This window comes from Azospirillum aestuarii, from assembly GCF_016632405.1.
In the GTDB taxonomy this organism is placed as follows: domain Bacteria; phylum Pseudomonadota; class Alphaproteobacteria; order Azospirillales; family Azospirillaceae; genus Azospirillum; species Azospirillum aestuarii.
The window spans coordinates 124,302-138,749 of record NZ_JAEPIV010000007.1; the positions used below are offsets into that span (position 1 = coordinate 124,302).

Sequence of the window (14,448 nt, forward strand, 5' to 3'; positions counted from 1 at the left end):
CATGGCGGGTTGGCGCGGCGCGCGGGGCGGGTGTATTCCTGCCACCGACAAAGCCATGGCTGGGAAGAGCGAGGGAAACACCGGGATGAGCGACGTCACCATCTACCACAACCCGCGCTGCACCAAGTCGCGCCAGACGCTGGAGCTTCTGAGGTCCAGGGGCATCGAGCCCACCGTCGTGGAGTATCTGAAGGCTCCGCCCGGCCCGGCGGAGCTGAAGGCCATCCTGGGCAAGCTGGGCAAGGGTCCGCGCGACATCCTGCGCGCCAAGGAGGCGGCGGAGGCCGGGATCGCCAAGGATCTCGACGGCGACGCCCTGATCGACGCATTGTCCGCCAACCCCGCCGCCATCGAGCGGCCCATCGTCGTCTCGGGCGACAAGGCCCGCGTGGGCCGTCCGCCGGAAAGCGTTCTGGAGATCCTGTAAGTGACCACCCCCTCCCTGGACCTCACCCCCGCCGACGCGGCGATCGAGCTGCGCACCGTCCGCGACCTGATCCGCTACGGCGTCAGCCGCTTTAACGAGGCCGATCTGGACTACGGCCACGGCACCACCAACGCCCATGACGAGGCGGTGTTCATGGTGCTGGAAGGGCTGAGCCTGCCCATCGACCAGCTCGATCCCTATGTGGACGCCCGGCTGACCCTGGCGGAGCGCCGCAAGGTCGCCGACCTGCTGCACGCCCGCGTGGAGACGCGCAAGCCGGCTTCCTACCTGCTGAACAAGGCCTACATCCAGGGCATTCCCTTCTATGTGGACGAGCGGGTGATCGTCCCGCGCTCCTACATCGGGGAGATCCTGTTCTCCGACCTGATCGGCGGCGACGACTTCACGCTGGTGGAGGACCCGACGGAGGTTGAGCGGGTTCTCGACCTCTGCACCGGCTCCGGCTGCCTCGCCATCCTGGCCGCGCAGATCTTCCCGGAGGCCCAGGTGGACGCGGTGGACCTGTCCGCCGACGCGCTGGAGGTGGCCAAGCGCAACGTCGCCGACAGCGGGTTCGGGGACCGCATCGCGCTGCACCACGGCGACCTGTTCGCGCCGCTGAAGAACCGCAAGTACGACGTCATCATCACCAACCCGCCCTATGTGGACGCCGAGGCGATGGCCGCCCTGCCGCCGGAATTCCGCCACGAGCCGGAAATGGCCCTGGCGTCGGGCGAGGACGGGCTGGACATCGTGCGCCGCATCCTGAAGGAGGCGCCCAAGCACCTGACGCCGGAAGGCGGCCTGCTCTGCGAGTTCGGCACCGGCCGCGAGATCCTGGAGGCCGAGTATCCGGACCTGGACTTCTTCTGGGTGGAGACCGCCAACAGCTTCGGCGAGGTCTTCTGGCTGACCCGCGACCAGCTGAAGGCGGCGAAGTAACTGGACCGCTGACTAGACCGGGCGCCGGAGCAGCACGCTTCCCCCCTGGTGCGGCAGCCGCTCGTGCCAGGGGATGTCGGCGCGCCCGATCTCGGCAAAGCCCTCCCGGGCGTAGAGGCGGCGCGCGTCGGCGTTGTCGGCCCAGACATGCAGCGTCACCCGGTCGAAGCGGCCGCTGCGCGCCCGTTCGTAGACCCAGGCGAGAAGCTGGGCGGCGATGCCGCGGCGGCGCCACGCCGGATCAACGGCCAGCGCCGACAGGAAGTAGCTGCCCCAGTCGTGCACCCGGCTGAAATCCTCCATATGGGCCAGCCGGTCAAGGGGCAGTCCGGTGTAGTCCTGGGTCTTGATCCAGTCCACGGGATAGGCGTGGGCAACCCCGACGATCCGCCCCGCCACCTCCGCCACGCCCGAGTGGCGGTGGGAGAAGGACCCCGAGGAGCCCGCCAGCCCCGGCACCAGCATCTCCGCCGCCGTCTGGCCGGGCACCAGCCCGTCGAGCAGGAATTCGTAGACGCCGCCCCCGGCCATGTCGATCAGCCGCGCCAGCTCCGGCGCGTCGTCCGGCTCGGCTGGGCGGATGTGGATGCCGTTGTCGTTCATGACCCGCGTTTCCTGTCGGATGGAATATAATGGTTGCCGCCGCCTATATCCCCTCTCCCCTCTGGGGAGAGGGCTAGGGTGAGGGGGTTGCGCGTGTCGTTACGTTCGGCCCAAGCACATCCCCCTCACCGGCCCTTCGGGCCACCCTCTCCCCAGAGGGGAGAGGGTTAATAAGCTTCACTCCCCGACTCCATTGACCGTGGCCGCCCATCGCCCTATCCTGGCTGCCATGTTGGACCGTTACCTTACCCTGGGTCTGCGAATTAGCAGCCCGGTTCTCGCGTGAGAGCCGGGGTTTTCGCACGTCTGCAGGTCTGACCTGCACTCATCGACTCAAGACCAAGGTAAGAGCGATCCATGTCCACCGTTACGCTGGCGGCGCCCGCCGCCGAATCCCGTCCGACCGATCCGAACCGTCTCGTCCGCTTCGCCGTGCAGGCCGACGCCGATCCCGGCACCCTGCCCCGCGTGCTGGAGCTGTTCGCCAAGCGCGGTCTCGTCCCCCTGTCGCTGAACAGCCGCCTGCTGGGCGAGACGCTGACCGTGGAGGTCGAAATGACCGGCATGGTGGCTGCGGAATCGAGCCATGTCGGCAATTGCCTGCGCCAGATCCCGATGGTGCTCACGGTCGCCGTGACCGAACGGACCGTGCCGCTGGACCTGCCCGCCGCCGCCGAGTGACGGTGACGGCGACGGCGGGCACGCCGTTCAGTCGTTGGCCGTCTTCGTGGTTTCCTGCGAAGACGGCGTTTCCAGCGCGGAAGCCACAGCCTCCTCCGTCGGCGTCTCCACCGTTTCCTGCATCAGTTGGGCGGCCTGCTGCAGCTTGCGGAACTGCGCCACCGAGAAGGGCAGGCTCGCCAGATAGGCCAGCCCGAGGAAGGCCAGCGTCCACCAGGGCTGGCTGACCAGCGAGGCGGCGAGCAGGCCGACCCCGACCAGACCCGGCACCACATACTGGGTCGGCACCCGCATGCCCTTGAAGGAGAAGGTCGGCAGCGTGCTGACCATCAACCCGCCCATCGCCAGCGTCCAGGGCACCACGACGGCCGGATGGCCGGCGATGTCCGGCCCGGCCTCGAAGCCGATGACCATGGGAAGGACGGCCAGACCGGCGCCCGCCGGGGCGGGAACCCCGGTGAAGTAGTTGAAGGCCCAGGGCGGCAGGTCGACGTCCAGGCGGGAGTTGAAACGGGCCAGCCGCAGCGCCGCGCAGACCGCGTAGGCCATGGCGGCGATCCAGCCCAGGCTGCCGGCGCCGTTCAGCGCCCACAGATACATCAGGAAGGCGGGGGCCACGCCGAAGCTGATGACGTCGGACAGGCTGTCCAGCTCCGCGCCGAACTTGCTCTGCCCGTTCAGCAGGCGGGCGATCCGCCCGTCCAGCGCGTCGAGGATCGCCGCGATGACGATGCAGACGACCGCCTGCTCCCACCGCTCGTGCATGGCGAAGCGGATGGCCGTCAGGCCGGAGCACAGCGCCAGCACCGTCAGCACGTTGGGCAGAAGATGGTTGATCGACAACCCCTTCAGCCGCGGATGCGGACGGCGCGCCCGGCGCTTGCGGAACACTGCCGGCTTGAAGACCGGTCGCTTCATCGGCGGACATCCCCCTGCCGTTGCGGTTCGGTGGCGTTCAGGTCGGCCAGCACGGTTTCGCCGCCGATCGCCGTCTGCCCGACGCAGACCAGCGGGGCCACGCCGTCCGGCAGATAGACGTCGGTGCGGCTGCCGAATCGGATCAGGCCGAACCGCTCGCCCGCCTTGACCTCCTGGCCGGCCTTCACCCAGTAGAGGATGCGGCGGGCGACGAGGCCGGCGATCTGCACATAGGCAATCTCACGCCCGTCGGGAAGACGGTGGCGGAAGGCGGCGCGCTCGTTCTCCTCGCTGGCCTTGTCCAGCGCGGCGTTCACGAAGGTGCCCTTGTGATACTCCGCCGCCACCACCGTGCCGTCCGCCGGCACGCGGTTGACGTGCACGTTGAAGACGTTGAGGAAGATGCTGACGCGGGTCAGCGGCTTGTCGCCCATGCCCAGCTCCGGCGGCGGAACCGCGGGAACGATCATGGTCACGCGCCCGTCGGCGGGGCTGACCAGCAGGCCGGGGCGCGTCGGCGTCACGCGATCGGGATCGCGGAAGAAATACACGCACCACAGGGTGAGCACGAGACCCAGCCAGCCCAGCGGCTTCGCCACGGCAAGCCCGAGAATCAGGGAGACCACGGCGAAGGCGGCGATGAAGGGCCAGCCGGCGCGGTGGATCGGAACGACTACGGTATTGAGGGCGGACATCGCCGGTTACTTCAGCCTCGGATCGTTGGAGCGGCGCATTCTAGACAGCATCCCCCGCCCTTTACAGAATTTTAGCAGGGAAGGTGGAGAGTGACGCCACCGACACCACAGGAATGAGCGAGCCACCGTGTCAGTTCCCGCCGCCCGCCTTCAGGCCATGCCGTCGCTCGCGCAGGTCTCGCAGACCGCCCTGCCCTTCAGCCCCGACACCTTCGTGATGACCCCCGAAGGCGTCCTGGGCATCGCCCAGCCGCCGCGCCCGGCGCGGCTGCACTTCATGGCCGACGGGCTCCCCTTCAGCATCGCCGTCGGCTTCGACGGGGAGAAATCGCGCTCCCAGGTGTGGGCGGAGATCGGCCACATCCCCTACACCGCCCAGTCACCGGAGCGGCGGCGGCAGCTTCTGGCGATCCTGCGCGGCATCCAGGACCGGCGGGGAACGCGCTTCCTCGTCCAGGAAGCCCAGAAGATCCTGCTGTTTTCCGAAGCGGAGTTCGAGGGACAGGCGACTCCGGAGGATCTGATCCACCAGACCGTGGTCGCGCTCCAGCAGGCGCGTCCCTTCCTGCGCCTGCTCGCCCCCTATCTGTAAGCTCAGTTCGAAAAAACTTCAGTTCGAGACCGGCAGCGCGAAGATCTGGCCGGGATAGATCAGGTCCGGGTCGCGGATCTGCCCGCGGTTGGCCTCGTAGATCAGCGTGTACTGCACGCCGTGCCCGTAGGTGGAGCGGGCGATCCGCCACAGGCTGTTGCCGGGCTGGACGACCATCGATCGACCATCCGGCAGGTTGGCCGGAACCTCCGACACCTGAACCGGCAGTTCGACGCGGGCGGTGACCTTTCCCGAGTCGGTCACCTGATCGGCGCGCAGCGTGTAGACGCCCGGCGGCACGGCGCGCTCCGGACGCAGCCGCCACTGGCCGTTCGGGTCGGTGTGGGCGCTCCCGACCAGCAGATTGTCGAGATAGAGCTGCACGGCGCTTCCCGGCTGCGCCCGGCCGCCCATGGCAACCTGCCCAGAAGCGTCGTAGTCCATGCTTTCCAGAGACACGCCACCCGGCGGCGGCGGGGCCGCTACGCCGCGGGTCGCGGGGGCGGCGGGACCCTTCGGCGCCTGCAGGACCGTGCTGCCGCCCTGCCCGTCTCCCAGCCCGCCGCGCGGCATGGCGACGGCCAGCGGACCTGTGGGCGCTTCCGACGAGGCACCGCCGGTGGCGGGCGGCGGGTCGGGCACCACGACCACCACGACGCGCTCCGACGGCGTCGGCTCGGCGGCGGGAGTCGCCTTCTCCGACAGGCTCAGCTCACGGGCGCCGGGGGCCAGCGGCTGATCGGGAAGGAGGACCCACTCGCCGCGCGCGTCGGCGTTGACGGAGCCGAGCGAGCGCTCCCCGTCGTGGACGGTCACCGACGAGCCCGGCGTGGCCCGGCCCGCCATCACGGTGGCGCCATCCGGGGCGACGCGCACGATGTCGAAACGCGGCCCGGCAGGGTCTTCCGCGGCCTTTGCCGGGGCGGGCGCGGGCGGCTTGGCCGGGGACACGCTGCCCAGCGCAACGGTTGTTCCGGAACCGGCCGTTCCGGTGCGGGAGCCCGGCGCGGACGCCGGATCGAAGGCCAGATACGCGACAACGGCGGCAGCGGCGACTGTCGCCGCACCGCCGAACAGGAGAGCTTGCTTCACCGGAGCACCGCCGCATCATTGCCGGCGGACACGCCGGCTTGCGGCAGGATAGCAGATTGCGGCGGTGGAACTGAACACCGCCGATGGAGCAGACGCATAGCCGCATCGGGACCGGCACACCGCCTTCGCGCCGCCGGGCGGCAGGTTTCCACGCTCACGTCTCCAGGCTCACTTCTCCAACTTGGCGACCGTCTCGGAATGGCGGCTGGAGGACAGGTCGGCCGAGGAAAGGCTGGTTTCCGACGCCTGAATCGTCGTGGCGCCGCCCGCGTTCGCCTTGCCCCCTACGGTCAGAAAGCCGATCCCGCCGCCGAAGCCGAGAAACAGGAACGTGGCCACCGAGATGGCGGCCAGGGCGTTGACGACGCGCGGGTCCATAATGATTCCTCCCGATGGGCTGAAGTCCGATGTCCGGGTAGACGCCGCCCCGGCTTTGCTATTCCCTTGCTTTAGGTGACCCCGCCGGGCGCACCGGAACAGTCACCGGAACGTGTACCCATTCGACGAGAAAGGGTGAGCGATGAAAGCCCCGAATTCCGTCTGCGTCTATTGCGGCTCATCCAGCCGCGTCGCCGCTGTCCACAAGGAGGCCGCCCATATGTTGGGCGACGGGCTGGCGCGGCGGGGCATCCAGCTGATCTACGGCGGCGGGCGCGTCGGGCTGATGGGCATCGCCGCCGACGCGGCACTCGCCGCCGGGGGCCAGGTCGTCGGCATCATCCCGGAGCACATCCAGTCCGCCGAGATCGAGCACACCGGCCTGACCGAGCTGCTCGTCGTCGACAGCATGCACACCCGCAAACGCATGATGGTGGACCGGGCCGACGCCTTCATAGTGCTGCCGGGCGGTCTCGGCACGCTGGACGAGGCGTTCGAGATCCTGACCTGGAAGCAGCTGGGCCTGCACGACAAGCCGATGGTGATCGTGGACGTGGACGGCTATTGGCGTCCGCTGTTCGGCCTGATCGACCATACGGTGGCGCAGGGTTTCACCCAGCCGGCGCACCGCGCGCTGTTCACCATTGTCGATGACGTGGACGACGTGTTCGCCGCACTGGCCCATGAACCGGAGCCCGCGTTGAAGATTCCCACACAAAAGCTCTAAAAAATCCAAGTGGTAGGACCAGATCGCGTAAATCGCGCCGTTTTCAGCGCGATATCGTCTGTTTTGATGCCCCGCGGTCCTTTCTTTCGGCGGTGCCCCGGTGCTATATAACCGCCATCCGTTTCCGTCCGGGGAACCGGGGCCCGTCTTCGGATGGACGTCCCGGCCCGTGCCCTCGCACAGCGCGCCCGGCGTCCAAGCATAAGACAACCCCTACCCGTTCGGGGAGAACTCGCACCCATGACGAAGATCAAGGTAGCCAATCCGGTCGTCGAACTCGACGGCGACGAGATGACGCGCATCATCTGGCAGTTCATCAAGGACAAGTTGATCCTGCCGTACCTCGACATCGACCTGAAATACTACGATCTCGGCATCGAGAACCGCGACAAGACCGACGACCGGGTGACGGTCGAGTCGGCCAACGCGATCAAGCAGTACGGCGTCGGCGTCAAGTGCGCGACCATCACCCCGGACGAAGCGCGGGTGACGGAGTTCAGCCTCAAGAAGATGTGGAAGTCGCCGAACGGCACGATCCGCAACATCCTGGGCGGCACCGTCTTCCGCGAGCCGATCGTCTGCTCCAACGTTCCGCGCTACGTTCCGGGCTGGACCAAGCCGATCATCATTGGCCGCCACGCCTTCGGCGATCAGTACAAGGCCACCGACTTCGTCGTCCCCGGCAAGGGCAAGCTGACGATCAAGTGGGTGCCGGAAGGCGGCGGCGAGCCGATCGAGCACGAGGTGTATGATTTCCCCGCCTCCGGCGTCGCCATGGGCATGTACAACCTGGACGAGTCGATCGAGGGCTTCGCCCACTCCAGCTTCATGTATGGCCTGGAGCGCGGCTATCCGGTCTATCTGTCCACCAAGAACACGATCCTCAAGGCCTATGACGGGCGCTTCAAGGACATCTTCCAGAAGGTGTTCGACGAGCATTACGCCGCCCAGTTCAAGGCCAAGGGCCTCGTCTACGAGCACCGCCTGATCGACGACATGGTGGCGTCGGCCCTGAAGTGGGAAGGCGGCTTCGTGTGGGCCTGCAAGAACTACGACGGCGACGTGCAGTCGGACATCGTGGCGCAGGGCTTCGGCTCGCTGGGCCTGATGACCTCGGTGCTGATCACGCCGGACGGCAAGACCGTCGAGGCGGAGGCCGCTCACGGCACGGTGACCCGCCATTACCGCGAGCACCAGAAGGGCAAGGAAACCTCCACCAACCCGATCGCCTCGATCTATGCCTGGACGCAGGGCCTGGCCTACCGCGGCAAGTTCGACAACACGCCGGACGTCGTGAAGTTCGCCGAGACGCTGGAGCGCGTCTGCGTCGAGACCGTCGAGTCGGGCTTCATGACCAAGGATCTGGCGATCCTCATCGGTCCGGATCAGCCCTGGCTGACCACCAAGCAGTTCCTCGACAAGCTGGACGAGAACCTGCAGAAGAAGATGGCTGCCTGGGCGTAACGCGCATTCCGCGTCAGGTGCGACGACGCGTCCCGGTCAAACGGGACGCCCGGTCGATGTAAGGTTGCGGCGGGGAGTTTCGACTCCCCGCTTTTTTCTTGCCCGCGCGGCGTGACGCCGGCGCGGAGCTGACAAACCGGAATTCGAGACTTTCCCATGGCCAAGGACATCTTCCGCATCGCCGTGATCGGCGCCGGCGAAACCGGAACGCCCCTGCTGACGCAGCTTCTGGACGCTTCCTTCGTCGAGATTCTCGGCGTCGCCGACCTGGACGCCGAGGCGCCCGGCATGCGGCTCGCCCGCGAGCGGGGCGTTGCCACCACGACCGACTTCATGGACCTCGCCCGCCTCGGCGAGGCGGTGGACGTGCTGATCGACGTGACCGGCGTGCCGAAGGTGCGCGAGGCGCTGCGCCAGCACATGCAGGACAGCGGCAACACCCACACGCTGATCGTCCACGAGATGGTGGTGCAGCTGATGCTCTCGCTGTTGAGCGGCCGTCTGGTGCAGTTGAAGCACGAGGTCGAGGAGTACTGATCCCCGCCTTGCCCCGCCCCCCTTTCCTGCGAGCGCACGCGCCACCACATCCACGCGACGATGATGGAACAGGGGGTTGGAACAGGTCATGGACACGAAGGACCCGGCTCGGGCGTCCGCGCTGCTCAAACGGCTGCACGGACGCATGACCGGCGACAAGCCGTCGCTGGGGGAGGTCCTGGGCCATCTCGGCGACCGCGCGCCGGGCTTCCTGCTGCTGGCGCTGGCGATCCCCGCCGTGGTTCCGACGCCGGGGCTGCCGGCGGGAATGATCTTCGGCACGGTGCTGGCGCTGGTGGCGATTCAGATGATCGTGGGCCGCGACCGGCTGGAGGTGCCGGGCTGGATCGGGCGCCGCCGCGTGGCGCGCACCACGCTTGAAAAGATCGTGGAGAAGGGAACGCCACTGGTCGAGCGGCTGGAGGCCCGGCTGCGCACGCGCTGGCCGTCGCTGACCCATCAAGGGGTGATGCGGCCGCTGGGCATCTTCGTGCTGGCGATGGGTGTTCTGATCGCCCTGCCCATCCCGTTCGGCAACACCCTGCCCGGTCTGGCGGTGCTGATGATCGCGCTGGGGTTGATCGTGAAGGACGGTCTTGCGGTCGCCGCCGGTCTGGGTCTGGGCGTGGCGGCGGCGGGTGTCTCGGCGATGCTGGTCGCCGGAAGCTGGTGGGCGATCACCTCGGCACCCATTTGATCGGCGCCGATGGAGAGGTGGTCGCGTCGGGCGGGCGCCCGCCCGAAGAGCGCCCGAAATCCGGAAATCCGGCGGATTTTATGCGGCGCCGACGTTGCGCGCGCCGGTGTTGCGCTCCTCGTCGCGCTTCTTGCCGGAGGAGGCCGGCTGGTAGGCCACCGCCGCGTGCTCGGCGCAGTAAGGCAGGCCGGGCAGCGAGGGCTTGCCGCAGAAATGGAAGTCCTGGTGCTTCGGATCGCCGACCGGCCACTTGCACATGCGCTCGGTCAAAGCCAGGATCGTCGCGCCGCGGGTCGGCTTCTTCTTGATCGGCGACGGCCGTCCCGACAAGCCGAGCCGGTGCGCCTTCCCGATCACCGCGTTGCGGGTGATGTCGCCCAGGATGTCCGCGATTTCACTCGCGCTCAGCCCCTGGGCCCAGAGGTCCTTAAGCTGCTGAACCCGTTCGTCCGTCCAACTCATCCCCTGTCTCCCGTGGTCCGGTAACCGGTGACTTGGTTAACCAAATATACCTTCCGACCAGACGGCCGTTTTCCATAAGGCGCAATATTTTGTGCCCAACGCCGGCCAACCTACCAGATGGCCGGATAGAGGGATAGGGGGCTTGCGCAACATTCCTGTGCATAAGTCTGTGGGTGTTATGAGTTCAACGCGCCGTACACCTCCTCGGCTATGGCCGAAAGGGTCACTCGATCGAGGTCACCCGTTACCGCCCACGCCAAACCGTTGTCCCGCCAGTAGAAAGCCTGGACGTTGCCGTCCTGGGCAAACCGGAAGGACGTGTCCGGCGCGTCGGAGGCCGGGCGGATGTAGAGGGTGATGCGGCGACCGGCCGCATCCTGGTACATGAGCTGGGCCGCCGGTCCCCGCGCGTCGGACAGCAGCCGGCCACCCACCAGATCATAGCCCTTGCCGGCCAGCCGCGGCGCCTGCAGGGGCTTGCCCAGGCGCTTGGACAGCCAGCCCACCAGATGCGCCTCCTGGTCAGCGCCGACCTCCACGGGATGGCGGACCTCCACCGCGAAGACGCGGTGCGCGGCCACCGCGTCGGCGACGAAGGCCGCGCCGCCGCCGGCCGCGCCGCCGGTCCAGCCGCGCAGCCACCAGCCGCCCGCCCCACCGGCGACGAACACCAGCAGAACCGCCGCGGCGGCCATCGCCCGGAACGACCGGCGCGGACGAACCGCCGGCCGCCTCGGCGCACGGCCGTAGGGCGGCACCAGGGCGGCCGGCAACGGGCGGTCGATCAGCGGGCCGAAGGTCCCCTGGAGCGTTGCCCGCTGGGCGCGGTAGCGTTCGAAACGGCGGGCCAGATCGGGGTTGCCCGCCAGATGGCGCTCGACCTCGCCGCGCCGGCCCTCCGGCAATTCGCCGTCCATCCAGGCGTGCAGGTCGGCTTCGGTCACCGGAGCGTCCGGTTCGGTGTCCATCACTTGATCCTCCTCACCGCCTGTTCCGCCCCGCCGTCCAGCAGGACGCGCAGTCGTTCCCGCGCGCGGGCCAGCCGCGACATGACGGTTCCCATCGGCACCCCCAGCACCTCCGCCGCCTCGCGGTAGGACAGCCCCTCCAGCCCGGTCAGCAGCAGCACGGCCCGATGCTCCTCCGACAGCTGGTTGAAGGCGCGCACGAAATCCCGCACCTCCGCCCGGTCGGCGGGGGCGGCGCTGAGCGCCAGATCGTTGGCCAGATCCTCCACCGGCACCTCCGGCCCGCGGCGGCGGCGCCAGCGCAGACCCGAGACGTGCAGGTTGTGCAGGATCGACAGCAGCCAGCCGCCGAGCCGGGTGACGTCCCGCAGCGTGTGCCGGTTGGCCAGCGCCTTCTCGATGCAGTCCTGCACGAGGTCGTCGGCGTCGGACAGGTTGCCGGCCAGCGCGGCGGCGTAACGGCGCAGCCGCGGCACCTGCGCGGCGATGGCCCGCTCGTCCACCGGCCCATTGGCTGGGGGGCCGTTCCCTGAAGAAAGGTCGGGGGGCGGCTTTGGTGGAGGCATGCGGCGGCGCTCCCCTTGGAAGGATATCCTGCCCGTCTGGACGCCCGGCGGAGGCGGATTATTCCACCGCGTCGCGGCCCCGTCTCGTCCACCGCTTCGCGGTTCAGGTGGCCGAGAAGCCGGACTTGCCGTCGAAGTTGCACAGGTTCTCGGTCTGGGTGAAGTCCAGCCCGGCGCGGGCGAGCCCCGACAGAAGCTCGACGATGTCGGGGTGGCCGACCGCCACGCCCTCCGGCGCCAGGAAGCGGCAGCGCCAATGGTCGGTGCAGAAGACGCCGATGTTGCCCTCCGGCCAGACCTTCTGCGAACGGTTGGAGATGCTGGACAGCCGCAGCGTCGGCGTGCCCACCGGCAGGACCAGCCCGGCCAGTTCGTCCGGGTTGCCGCCCGGCCAGTGCAGGAACACGTCCACCCCCACCAGCTCCTTCACCGCCTTGCGGCGGGGCGACAGCCGCACCCCGGATTCATAGGCGGGCCGCGCGGTGACGGCGTAGCCGACGGTCGGCAGAGTCACCGGCATCTGGCCCAGCCGCTCCACCACCGCGTCGGCGAAGGCGTGGGTGCCGACGCGCTGGCGGCTGACTCCGCGGTTGAAGATGTCCACGGTGTGGACGCCGTCCTCGATGGTCTTGAGCCAGGCGTTGTGGATGCGCGCCGCCACGTCGCCCTGCCCGATGTGGACCAGCATCATCACCGCGGCCATCAGCAGGCCCGACGGGTTGGCGATCCCCTGCCCCGCGATCATGGGCGCCGAGCCGTGGATCGCTTCGAACATGGCGCAGGCATCGCCGATGTTGGCGGAGCCGGCCAGCCCGACCGAGCCGGTGATCTGGGCGGCGATGTCCGACACGATGTCGCCGTAGAGGTTCAGCGTCACGATCACGTCGAAGCGTTCCGGCTGGTCGGCCAGACGGGCGGCGCCGATGTCGACGATCAGGTGATCGGCCTTGATCTCCGGAAATTCGGCGGCGATCTCGTTGAAGATTTTCAGGAACAGCCCGTCCGTCATCTTCATGACGTTGTCCTTGACGAAGGCCGTCACCTTGCGCCGGTGATTGGCGCGGGCGTAGTCGAAGGCGTAGCGCACGATGCGCTCCGACCCCGGCCGGGAGATCAGCTTGACCGACTGGATCACCTCGTCGGTCTGGCGGTGCTCGATCCCGGCGTAGAGGTCCTCCTCGTTCTCGCGGATGATGACCACATCCATGCGCGGGTGCCGCGTGCGGACATAGGGATGGTGCGACACGCAGGGCCGCACGTTGGCGAACAGCCCGAGCGTGGTGCGCGCGGTGACGTTCAGCGACTTGTTGCCGTAGCCCTGGGGCGTGGTGATCGGCCCCTTCAAGAAGACGCGGGTGCGGCGGATCGACCCCCAGCCGGCGGCGTCCAGCCCGCCCAGATGGCCGCGGCGGTAGACCTGCTCGCCCGCCGGCACCTCCTCCACCTTCAGGCGGGCGCCGGCGGCCTCCATCACGTGAAGCACCGCGTCGGTGATTTCCGGACCGATGCCGTCGCCGCGGGCGACCGTGATGGGGGTGGTTTCGCGCATCCATTCACTCCTGGGGAAACCCTCGAAGGAACGAAGCCGGAGGGACCGCGGCGACCCTAGACGAAATCAGGGCCGGAGTTCAATGGCCGGTGCCTTTTTCCACCTGCAAAGCCGGGACCATTGATGCGGCGACTTGACGCTGATCTGCAATGCTTGCGTTTTCCCCATGGCGGCAATGGCAAAACGGCGGGGGCGTCCGGTGGGTTGGGCTTCTATCTTCCCGCACCCCTCGACCTTGCGACCCGCCCCGATGCTGCAATCGCTCCCCCGCGCCCCGTCCAATTCCCTTCTCGAACAGGGACTGATCCGCGCCCTGAAGTCCTTCAACGGGCTGCTGCACGTCGTCCTGGCCATCGCCCTGGTCGCGGCGAGCGCCATGGTGGTCTGGGAATTCTTCGTGGAAGCCTGGGCGGCCTTTCAGCGGGACCAGCTGGCGCACGGCTTCCTGCACGCGCTCGGCGTGCTGTTCATCGTCTGGACCCTGTCCGCCCTGATCTCCGCGGAGGTCGATTACGTGCGGACCAACCGCTTCCACCTGCGGGTCTTCCTGGAGGTGGCGATGATCACGCTGCTGCGGCAGCTGATCGTGCGGCCGGTCCAGGCGGTGGCGGGCGACGTGCAGACGGGCGACTGGTCCAGCCTGTGGCAGTACGGCCTTCTGCTCGCCGGCCTGATCACCGTCGCCATCGCCCATCGGCTGATCGGCGACGAGGACGCGCTGAAAGGCTGACCGGGCGCAGCGTCGCCGCTTCAGCCCTCGCGCCCCACGGTCTGGATCACCTCGAAGCCCTCGAACTGGGGCGGGCCGAGGTAAAGCGGCTTGCGGTCGCCCGCCCCGCGATGGGCGGCGCGGAACGCCTCCGAACGGGTCCAGTCCTGGAAATGCGCTTCCGACTCCCAGATGGTGTGGGAGGAATAGAGACGATGGTCCTCGTAACGCGGGCCGCGCAGCATGTGGAACTTCACGAAGCCGGGGACCGTGTTCAGATGGACCTCGCGGTTCAGCCAGACCTCCTCGAAGTCCCGTTCCGAGTCCGGACGCACGCGGAAGCGGTTCATGGCGATGTACATGGCGGAGCCTCCCGAGACCATTTTTGAAGGGCCGCCCCTGAAGGGCTGATCCTCAAGGTGACGGCGGAGGCCCGCCCCG

The 14,448-nt window shown here is 68.3% G+C and carries 19 protein-coding genes; 9 read left to right on the top strand and 10 right to left on the bottom strand.

All coding sequences use genetic code 11. The features are described from left to right. Positions 1-85 precede the first annotated feature (85 nt). Together arsC and prmB are read left to right on the top strand one after the other, a co-directional pair. Entirely contained in the window at positions 86-427 is a 342-nt protein-coding gene (gene arsC, locus JJL56_RS15255; RefSeq protein ID WP_145626419.1) for an arsenate reductase (glutaredoxin), read from the top strand. After that, entirely contained in the window at positions 428-1,369 is a 942-nt protein-coding gene (gene prmB / locus JJL56_RS15260) for a 50S ribosomal protein L3 N(5)-glutamine methyltransferase (protein ID WP_200485555.1), read from the top strand. It begins immediately after the preceding gene. Positions 1,370-1,381: 12 nt separating this feature from the next. Here prmB and JJL56_RS15265 read toward each other — a convergent pair whose 3' ends face one another. Beyond that, on the bottom strand, positions 1,382-1,972 hold the full coding sequence (locus JJL56_RS15265) for a GNAT family N-acetyltransferase (RefSeq protein ID WP_145626417.1): 591 nt from the start codon (positions 1,970-1,972) through the stop codon (positions 1,382-1,384). Between the two features lie 357 nt (positions 1,973-2,329). Between JJL56_RS15265 and JJL56_RS15270 the strand changes: the two genes are divergently transcribed. Beyond that, a complete protein-coding gene (locus JJL56_RS15270; RefSeq protein ID WP_145626416.1) occupies positions 2,330-2,653 on the top strand; it encodes a hypothetical protein in 324 nt (107 codons plus the stop codon). A gap of 27 nt (positions 2,654-2,680) precedes the next feature. Here the strand turns inward: JJL56_RS15270 and pssA are convergent, their stop codons facing one another. Both pssA and JJL56_RS15280 read right to left on the bottom strand, forming a co-directional pair. Beyond that, positions 2,681-3,571: a CDP-diacylglycerol--serine O-phosphatidyltransferase gene (gene pssA / locus JJL56_RS15275; RefSeq protein ID WP_145626415.1), complete on the bottom strand. Its 891-nt coding sequence runs from the start codon at positions 3,569-3,571 to the stop codon at positions 2,681-2,683. Then, positions 3,568-4,266, bottom strand: a complete 699-nt coding sequence (locus JJL56_RS15280) for a phosphatidylserine decarboxylase (RefSeq protein WP_145626414.1) — start codon at positions 4,264-4,266, stop codon at positions 3,568-3,570. The genes pssA and JJL56_RS15280 overlap by 4 nt, the downstream gene beginning before the upstream one ends. A 127-nt stretch (positions 4,267-4,393) precedes the next feature. On the opposite strand from JJL56_RS15280, the gene JJL56_RS15285 reads away from it, so the two are divergent. Further along, positions 4,394-4,858 carry a hypothetical protein gene (locus JJL56_RS15285; protein ID WP_145626413.1) on the top strand — a complete coding sequence of 155 codons (465 nt, stop codon included), beginning with the start codon at positions 4,394-4,396 and terminating at the stop codon, positions 4,856-4,858. 18 nt (positions 4,859-4,876) lie between these two features. On the opposite strand, the gene JJL56_RS15290 is transcribed toward JJL56_RS15285, so the two are convergent. Both JJL56_RS15290 and JJL56_RS15295 read right to left on the bottom strand, forming a co-directional pair. Then, on the bottom strand, positions 4,877-5,950 hold the full coding sequence (locus tag JJL56_RS15290) for a LysM peptidoglycan-binding domain-containing protein (RefSeq protein WP_200485556.1): 1,074 nt from the start codon (positions 5,948-5,950) through the stop codon (positions 4,877-4,879). Positions 5,951-6,118: 168 nt separating this feature from the next. Further along, entirely contained in the window at positions 6,119-6,328 is a 210-nt protein-coding gene (locus tag JJL56_RS15295) for a hypothetical protein (protein WP_145626411.1), read from the bottom strand. A gap of 142 nt (positions 6,329-6,470) precedes the next feature. Here JJL56_RS15295 and JJL56_RS15300 point away from each other — a divergent pair, with 142 nt between their 5' ends. The 4 genes from JJL56_RS15300 to JJL56_RS15315 all read left to right on the top strand — a co-directional run bounded on the left by JJL56_RS15300 (position 6,471) and on the right by JJL56_RS15315 (position 9,753). Next, positions 6,471-7,055: an LOG family protein gene (locus tag JJL56_RS15300; RefSeq protein WP_200485557.1), complete on the top strand. Its 585-nt coding sequence runs from the start codon at positions 6,471-6,473 to the stop codon at positions 7,053-7,055. A gap of 240 nt (positions 7,056-7,295) precedes the next feature. Beyond that, positions 7,296-8,519, top strand: coding sequence for an NADP-dependent isocitrate dehydrogenase (locus JJL56_RS15305; RefSeq protein ID WP_145626409.1), 1,224 nt, complete (start codon positions 7,296-7,298; stop codon positions 8,517-8,519). A 156-nt stretch (positions 8,520-8,675) separates the two neighbouring features. Further along, positions 8,676-9,056 carry an oxidoreductase gene (locus JJL56_RS15310; RefSeq protein ID WP_145626408.1) on the top strand — a complete coding sequence of 127 codons (381 nt, stop codon included), beginning with the start codon at positions 8,676-8,678 and terminating at the stop codon, positions 9,054-9,056. An 88-nt stretch (positions 9,057-9,144) separates the two neighbouring features. Beyond that, a complete protein-coding gene (locus JJL56_RS15315) occupies positions 9,145-9,753 on the top strand; it encodes an exopolysaccharide biosynthesis protein (RefSeq protein WP_200485558.1) in 609 nt (202 codons plus the stop codon). Between the two features lie 78 nt (positions 9,754-9,831). Here the strand turns inward: JJL56_RS15315 and JJL56_RS15320 are convergent, their stop codons facing one another. The 4 genes from JJL56_RS15320 to JJL56_RS15335 form a co-directional block, all read right to left on the bottom strand. Further along, the gene (locus tag JJL56_RS15320) at positions 9,832-10,215 is read right to left on the bottom strand and encodes a GcrA family cell cycle regulator (RefSeq protein WP_145626406.1); all 384 of its coding nucleotides are present in this window, start codon (positions 10,213-10,215) and stop codon (positions 9,832-9,834) included. A gap of 176 nt (positions 10,216-10,391) precedes the next feature. Then, the gene (locus tag JJL56_RS15325; RefSeq protein ID WP_200485559.1) at positions 10,392-11,183 is read right to left on the bottom strand and encodes an anti-sigma factor family protein; all 792 of its coding nucleotides are present in this window, start codon (positions 11,181-11,183) and stop codon (positions 10,392-10,394) included. Then, entirely contained in the window at positions 11,183-11,749 is a 567-nt protein-coding gene (locus tag JJL56_RS15330; RefSeq protein ID WP_247891084.1) for an RNA polymerase sigma factor, read from the bottom strand. The genes JJL56_RS15325 and JJL56_RS15330 overlap by 1 nt, the downstream gene beginning before the upstream one ends. A gap of 103 nt (positions 11,750-11,852) precedes the next feature. Beyond that, positions 11,853-13,298: an NADP-dependent isocitrate dehydrogenase gene (locus tag JJL56_RS15335; protein ID WP_200485560.1), complete on the bottom strand. Its 1,446-nt coding sequence runs from the start codon at positions 13,296-13,298 to the stop codon at positions 11,853-11,855. A gap of 250 nt (positions 13,299-13,548) precedes the next feature. Between JJL56_RS15335 and JJL56_RS15340 the strand changes: the two genes are divergently transcribed. Then, complete coding sequence (locus JJL56_RS15340) at positions 13,549-14,028, top strand: phosphate-starvation-inducible PsiE family protein (protein ID WP_200485561.1); 480 nt, start codon at positions 13,549-13,551, stop codon at positions 14,026-14,028. A 20-nt stretch (positions 14,029-14,048) separates the two neighbouring features. Here the strand turns inward: JJL56_RS15340 and hmuQ are convergent, their stop codons facing one another. Beyond that, a complete protein-coding gene (gene hmuQ, locus JJL56_RS15345; protein WP_200485562.1) occupies positions 14,049-14,369 on the bottom strand; it encodes a heme-degrading protein HmuQ in 321 nt (106 codons plus the stop codon). Positions 14,370-14,448: the final 79 nt, after the last annotated feature.

Bases quoted from the DNA above. Each gene is read 5' to 3' on its own strand.
- JJL56_RS15270 (WP_145626416.1), top strand. From the start codon at position 2,330: ATGTCCACCGTTACGCTGGCGGCGCCCGCCGCCGAATCCCGTCCGACC.
- hmuQ (WP_200485562.1), bottom strand. From the start codon at position 14,369: ATGTACATCGCCATGAACCGCTTCCGCGTGCGTCCGGACTCGGAACGG.
- JJL56_RS15310 (WP_145626408.1), top strand. From the start codon at position 8,676: ATGGCCAAGGACATCTTCCGCATCGCCGTGATCGGCGCCGGCGAAACC.
- JJL56_RS15315 (WP_200485558.1), top strand. From the start codon at position 9,145: ATGGACACGAAGGACCCGGCTCGGGCGTCCGCGCTGCTCAAACGGCTG.
- JJL56_RS15325 (WP_200485559.1), bottom strand. From the start codon at position 11,183: ATGGACACCGAACCGGACGCTCCGGTGACCGAAGCCGACCTGCACGCC.
- pssA (WP_145626415.1), bottom strand. From the start codon at position 3,571: ATGAAGCGACCGGTCTTCAAGCCGGCAGTGTTCCGCAAGCGCCGGGCG.
- JJL56_RS15320 (WP_145626406.1), bottom strand. From the start codon at position 10,215: ATGAGTTGGACGGACGAACGGGTTCAGCAGCTTAAGGACCTCTGGGCC.
- JJL56_RS15330 (WP_247891084.1), bottom strand. From the start codon at position 11,749: ATGCCTCCACCAAAGCCGCCCCCCGACCTTTCTTCAGGGAACGGCCCC.
- JJL56_RS15340 (WP_200485561.1), top strand. From the start codon at position 13,549: ATGCTGCAATCGCTCCCCCGCGCCCCGTCCAATTCCCTTCTCGAACAG.
- JJL56_RS15265 (WP_145626417.1), bottom strand. From the start codon at position 1,972: ATGAACGACAACGGCATCCACATCCGCCCAGCCGAGCCGGACGACGCG.
- JJL56_RS15335 (WP_200485560.1), bottom strand. From the start codon at position 13,298: ATGCGCGAAACCACCCCCATCACGGTCGCCCGCGGCGACGGCATCGGT.
- JJL56_RS15295 (WP_145626411.1), bottom strand. From the start codon at position 6,328: ATGGACCCGCGCGTCGTCAACGCCCTGGCCGCCATCTCGGTGGCCACG.
- JJL56_RS15305 (WP_145626409.1), top strand. From the start codon at position 7,296: ATGACGAAGATCAAGGTAGCCAATCCGGTCGTCGAACTCGACGGCGAC.
- JJL56_RS15300 (WP_200485557.1), top strand. From the start codon at position 6,471: ATGAAAGCCCCGAATTCCGTCTGCGTCTATTGCGGCTCATCCAGCCGC.
- JJL56_RS15280 (WP_145626414.1), bottom strand. From the start codon at position 4,266: ATGTCCGCCCTCAATACCGTAGTCGTTCCGATCCACCGCGCCGGCTGG.
- arsC (WP_145626419.1), top strand. From the start codon at position 86: ATGAGCGACGTCACCATCTACCACAACCCGCGCTGCACCAAGTCGCGC.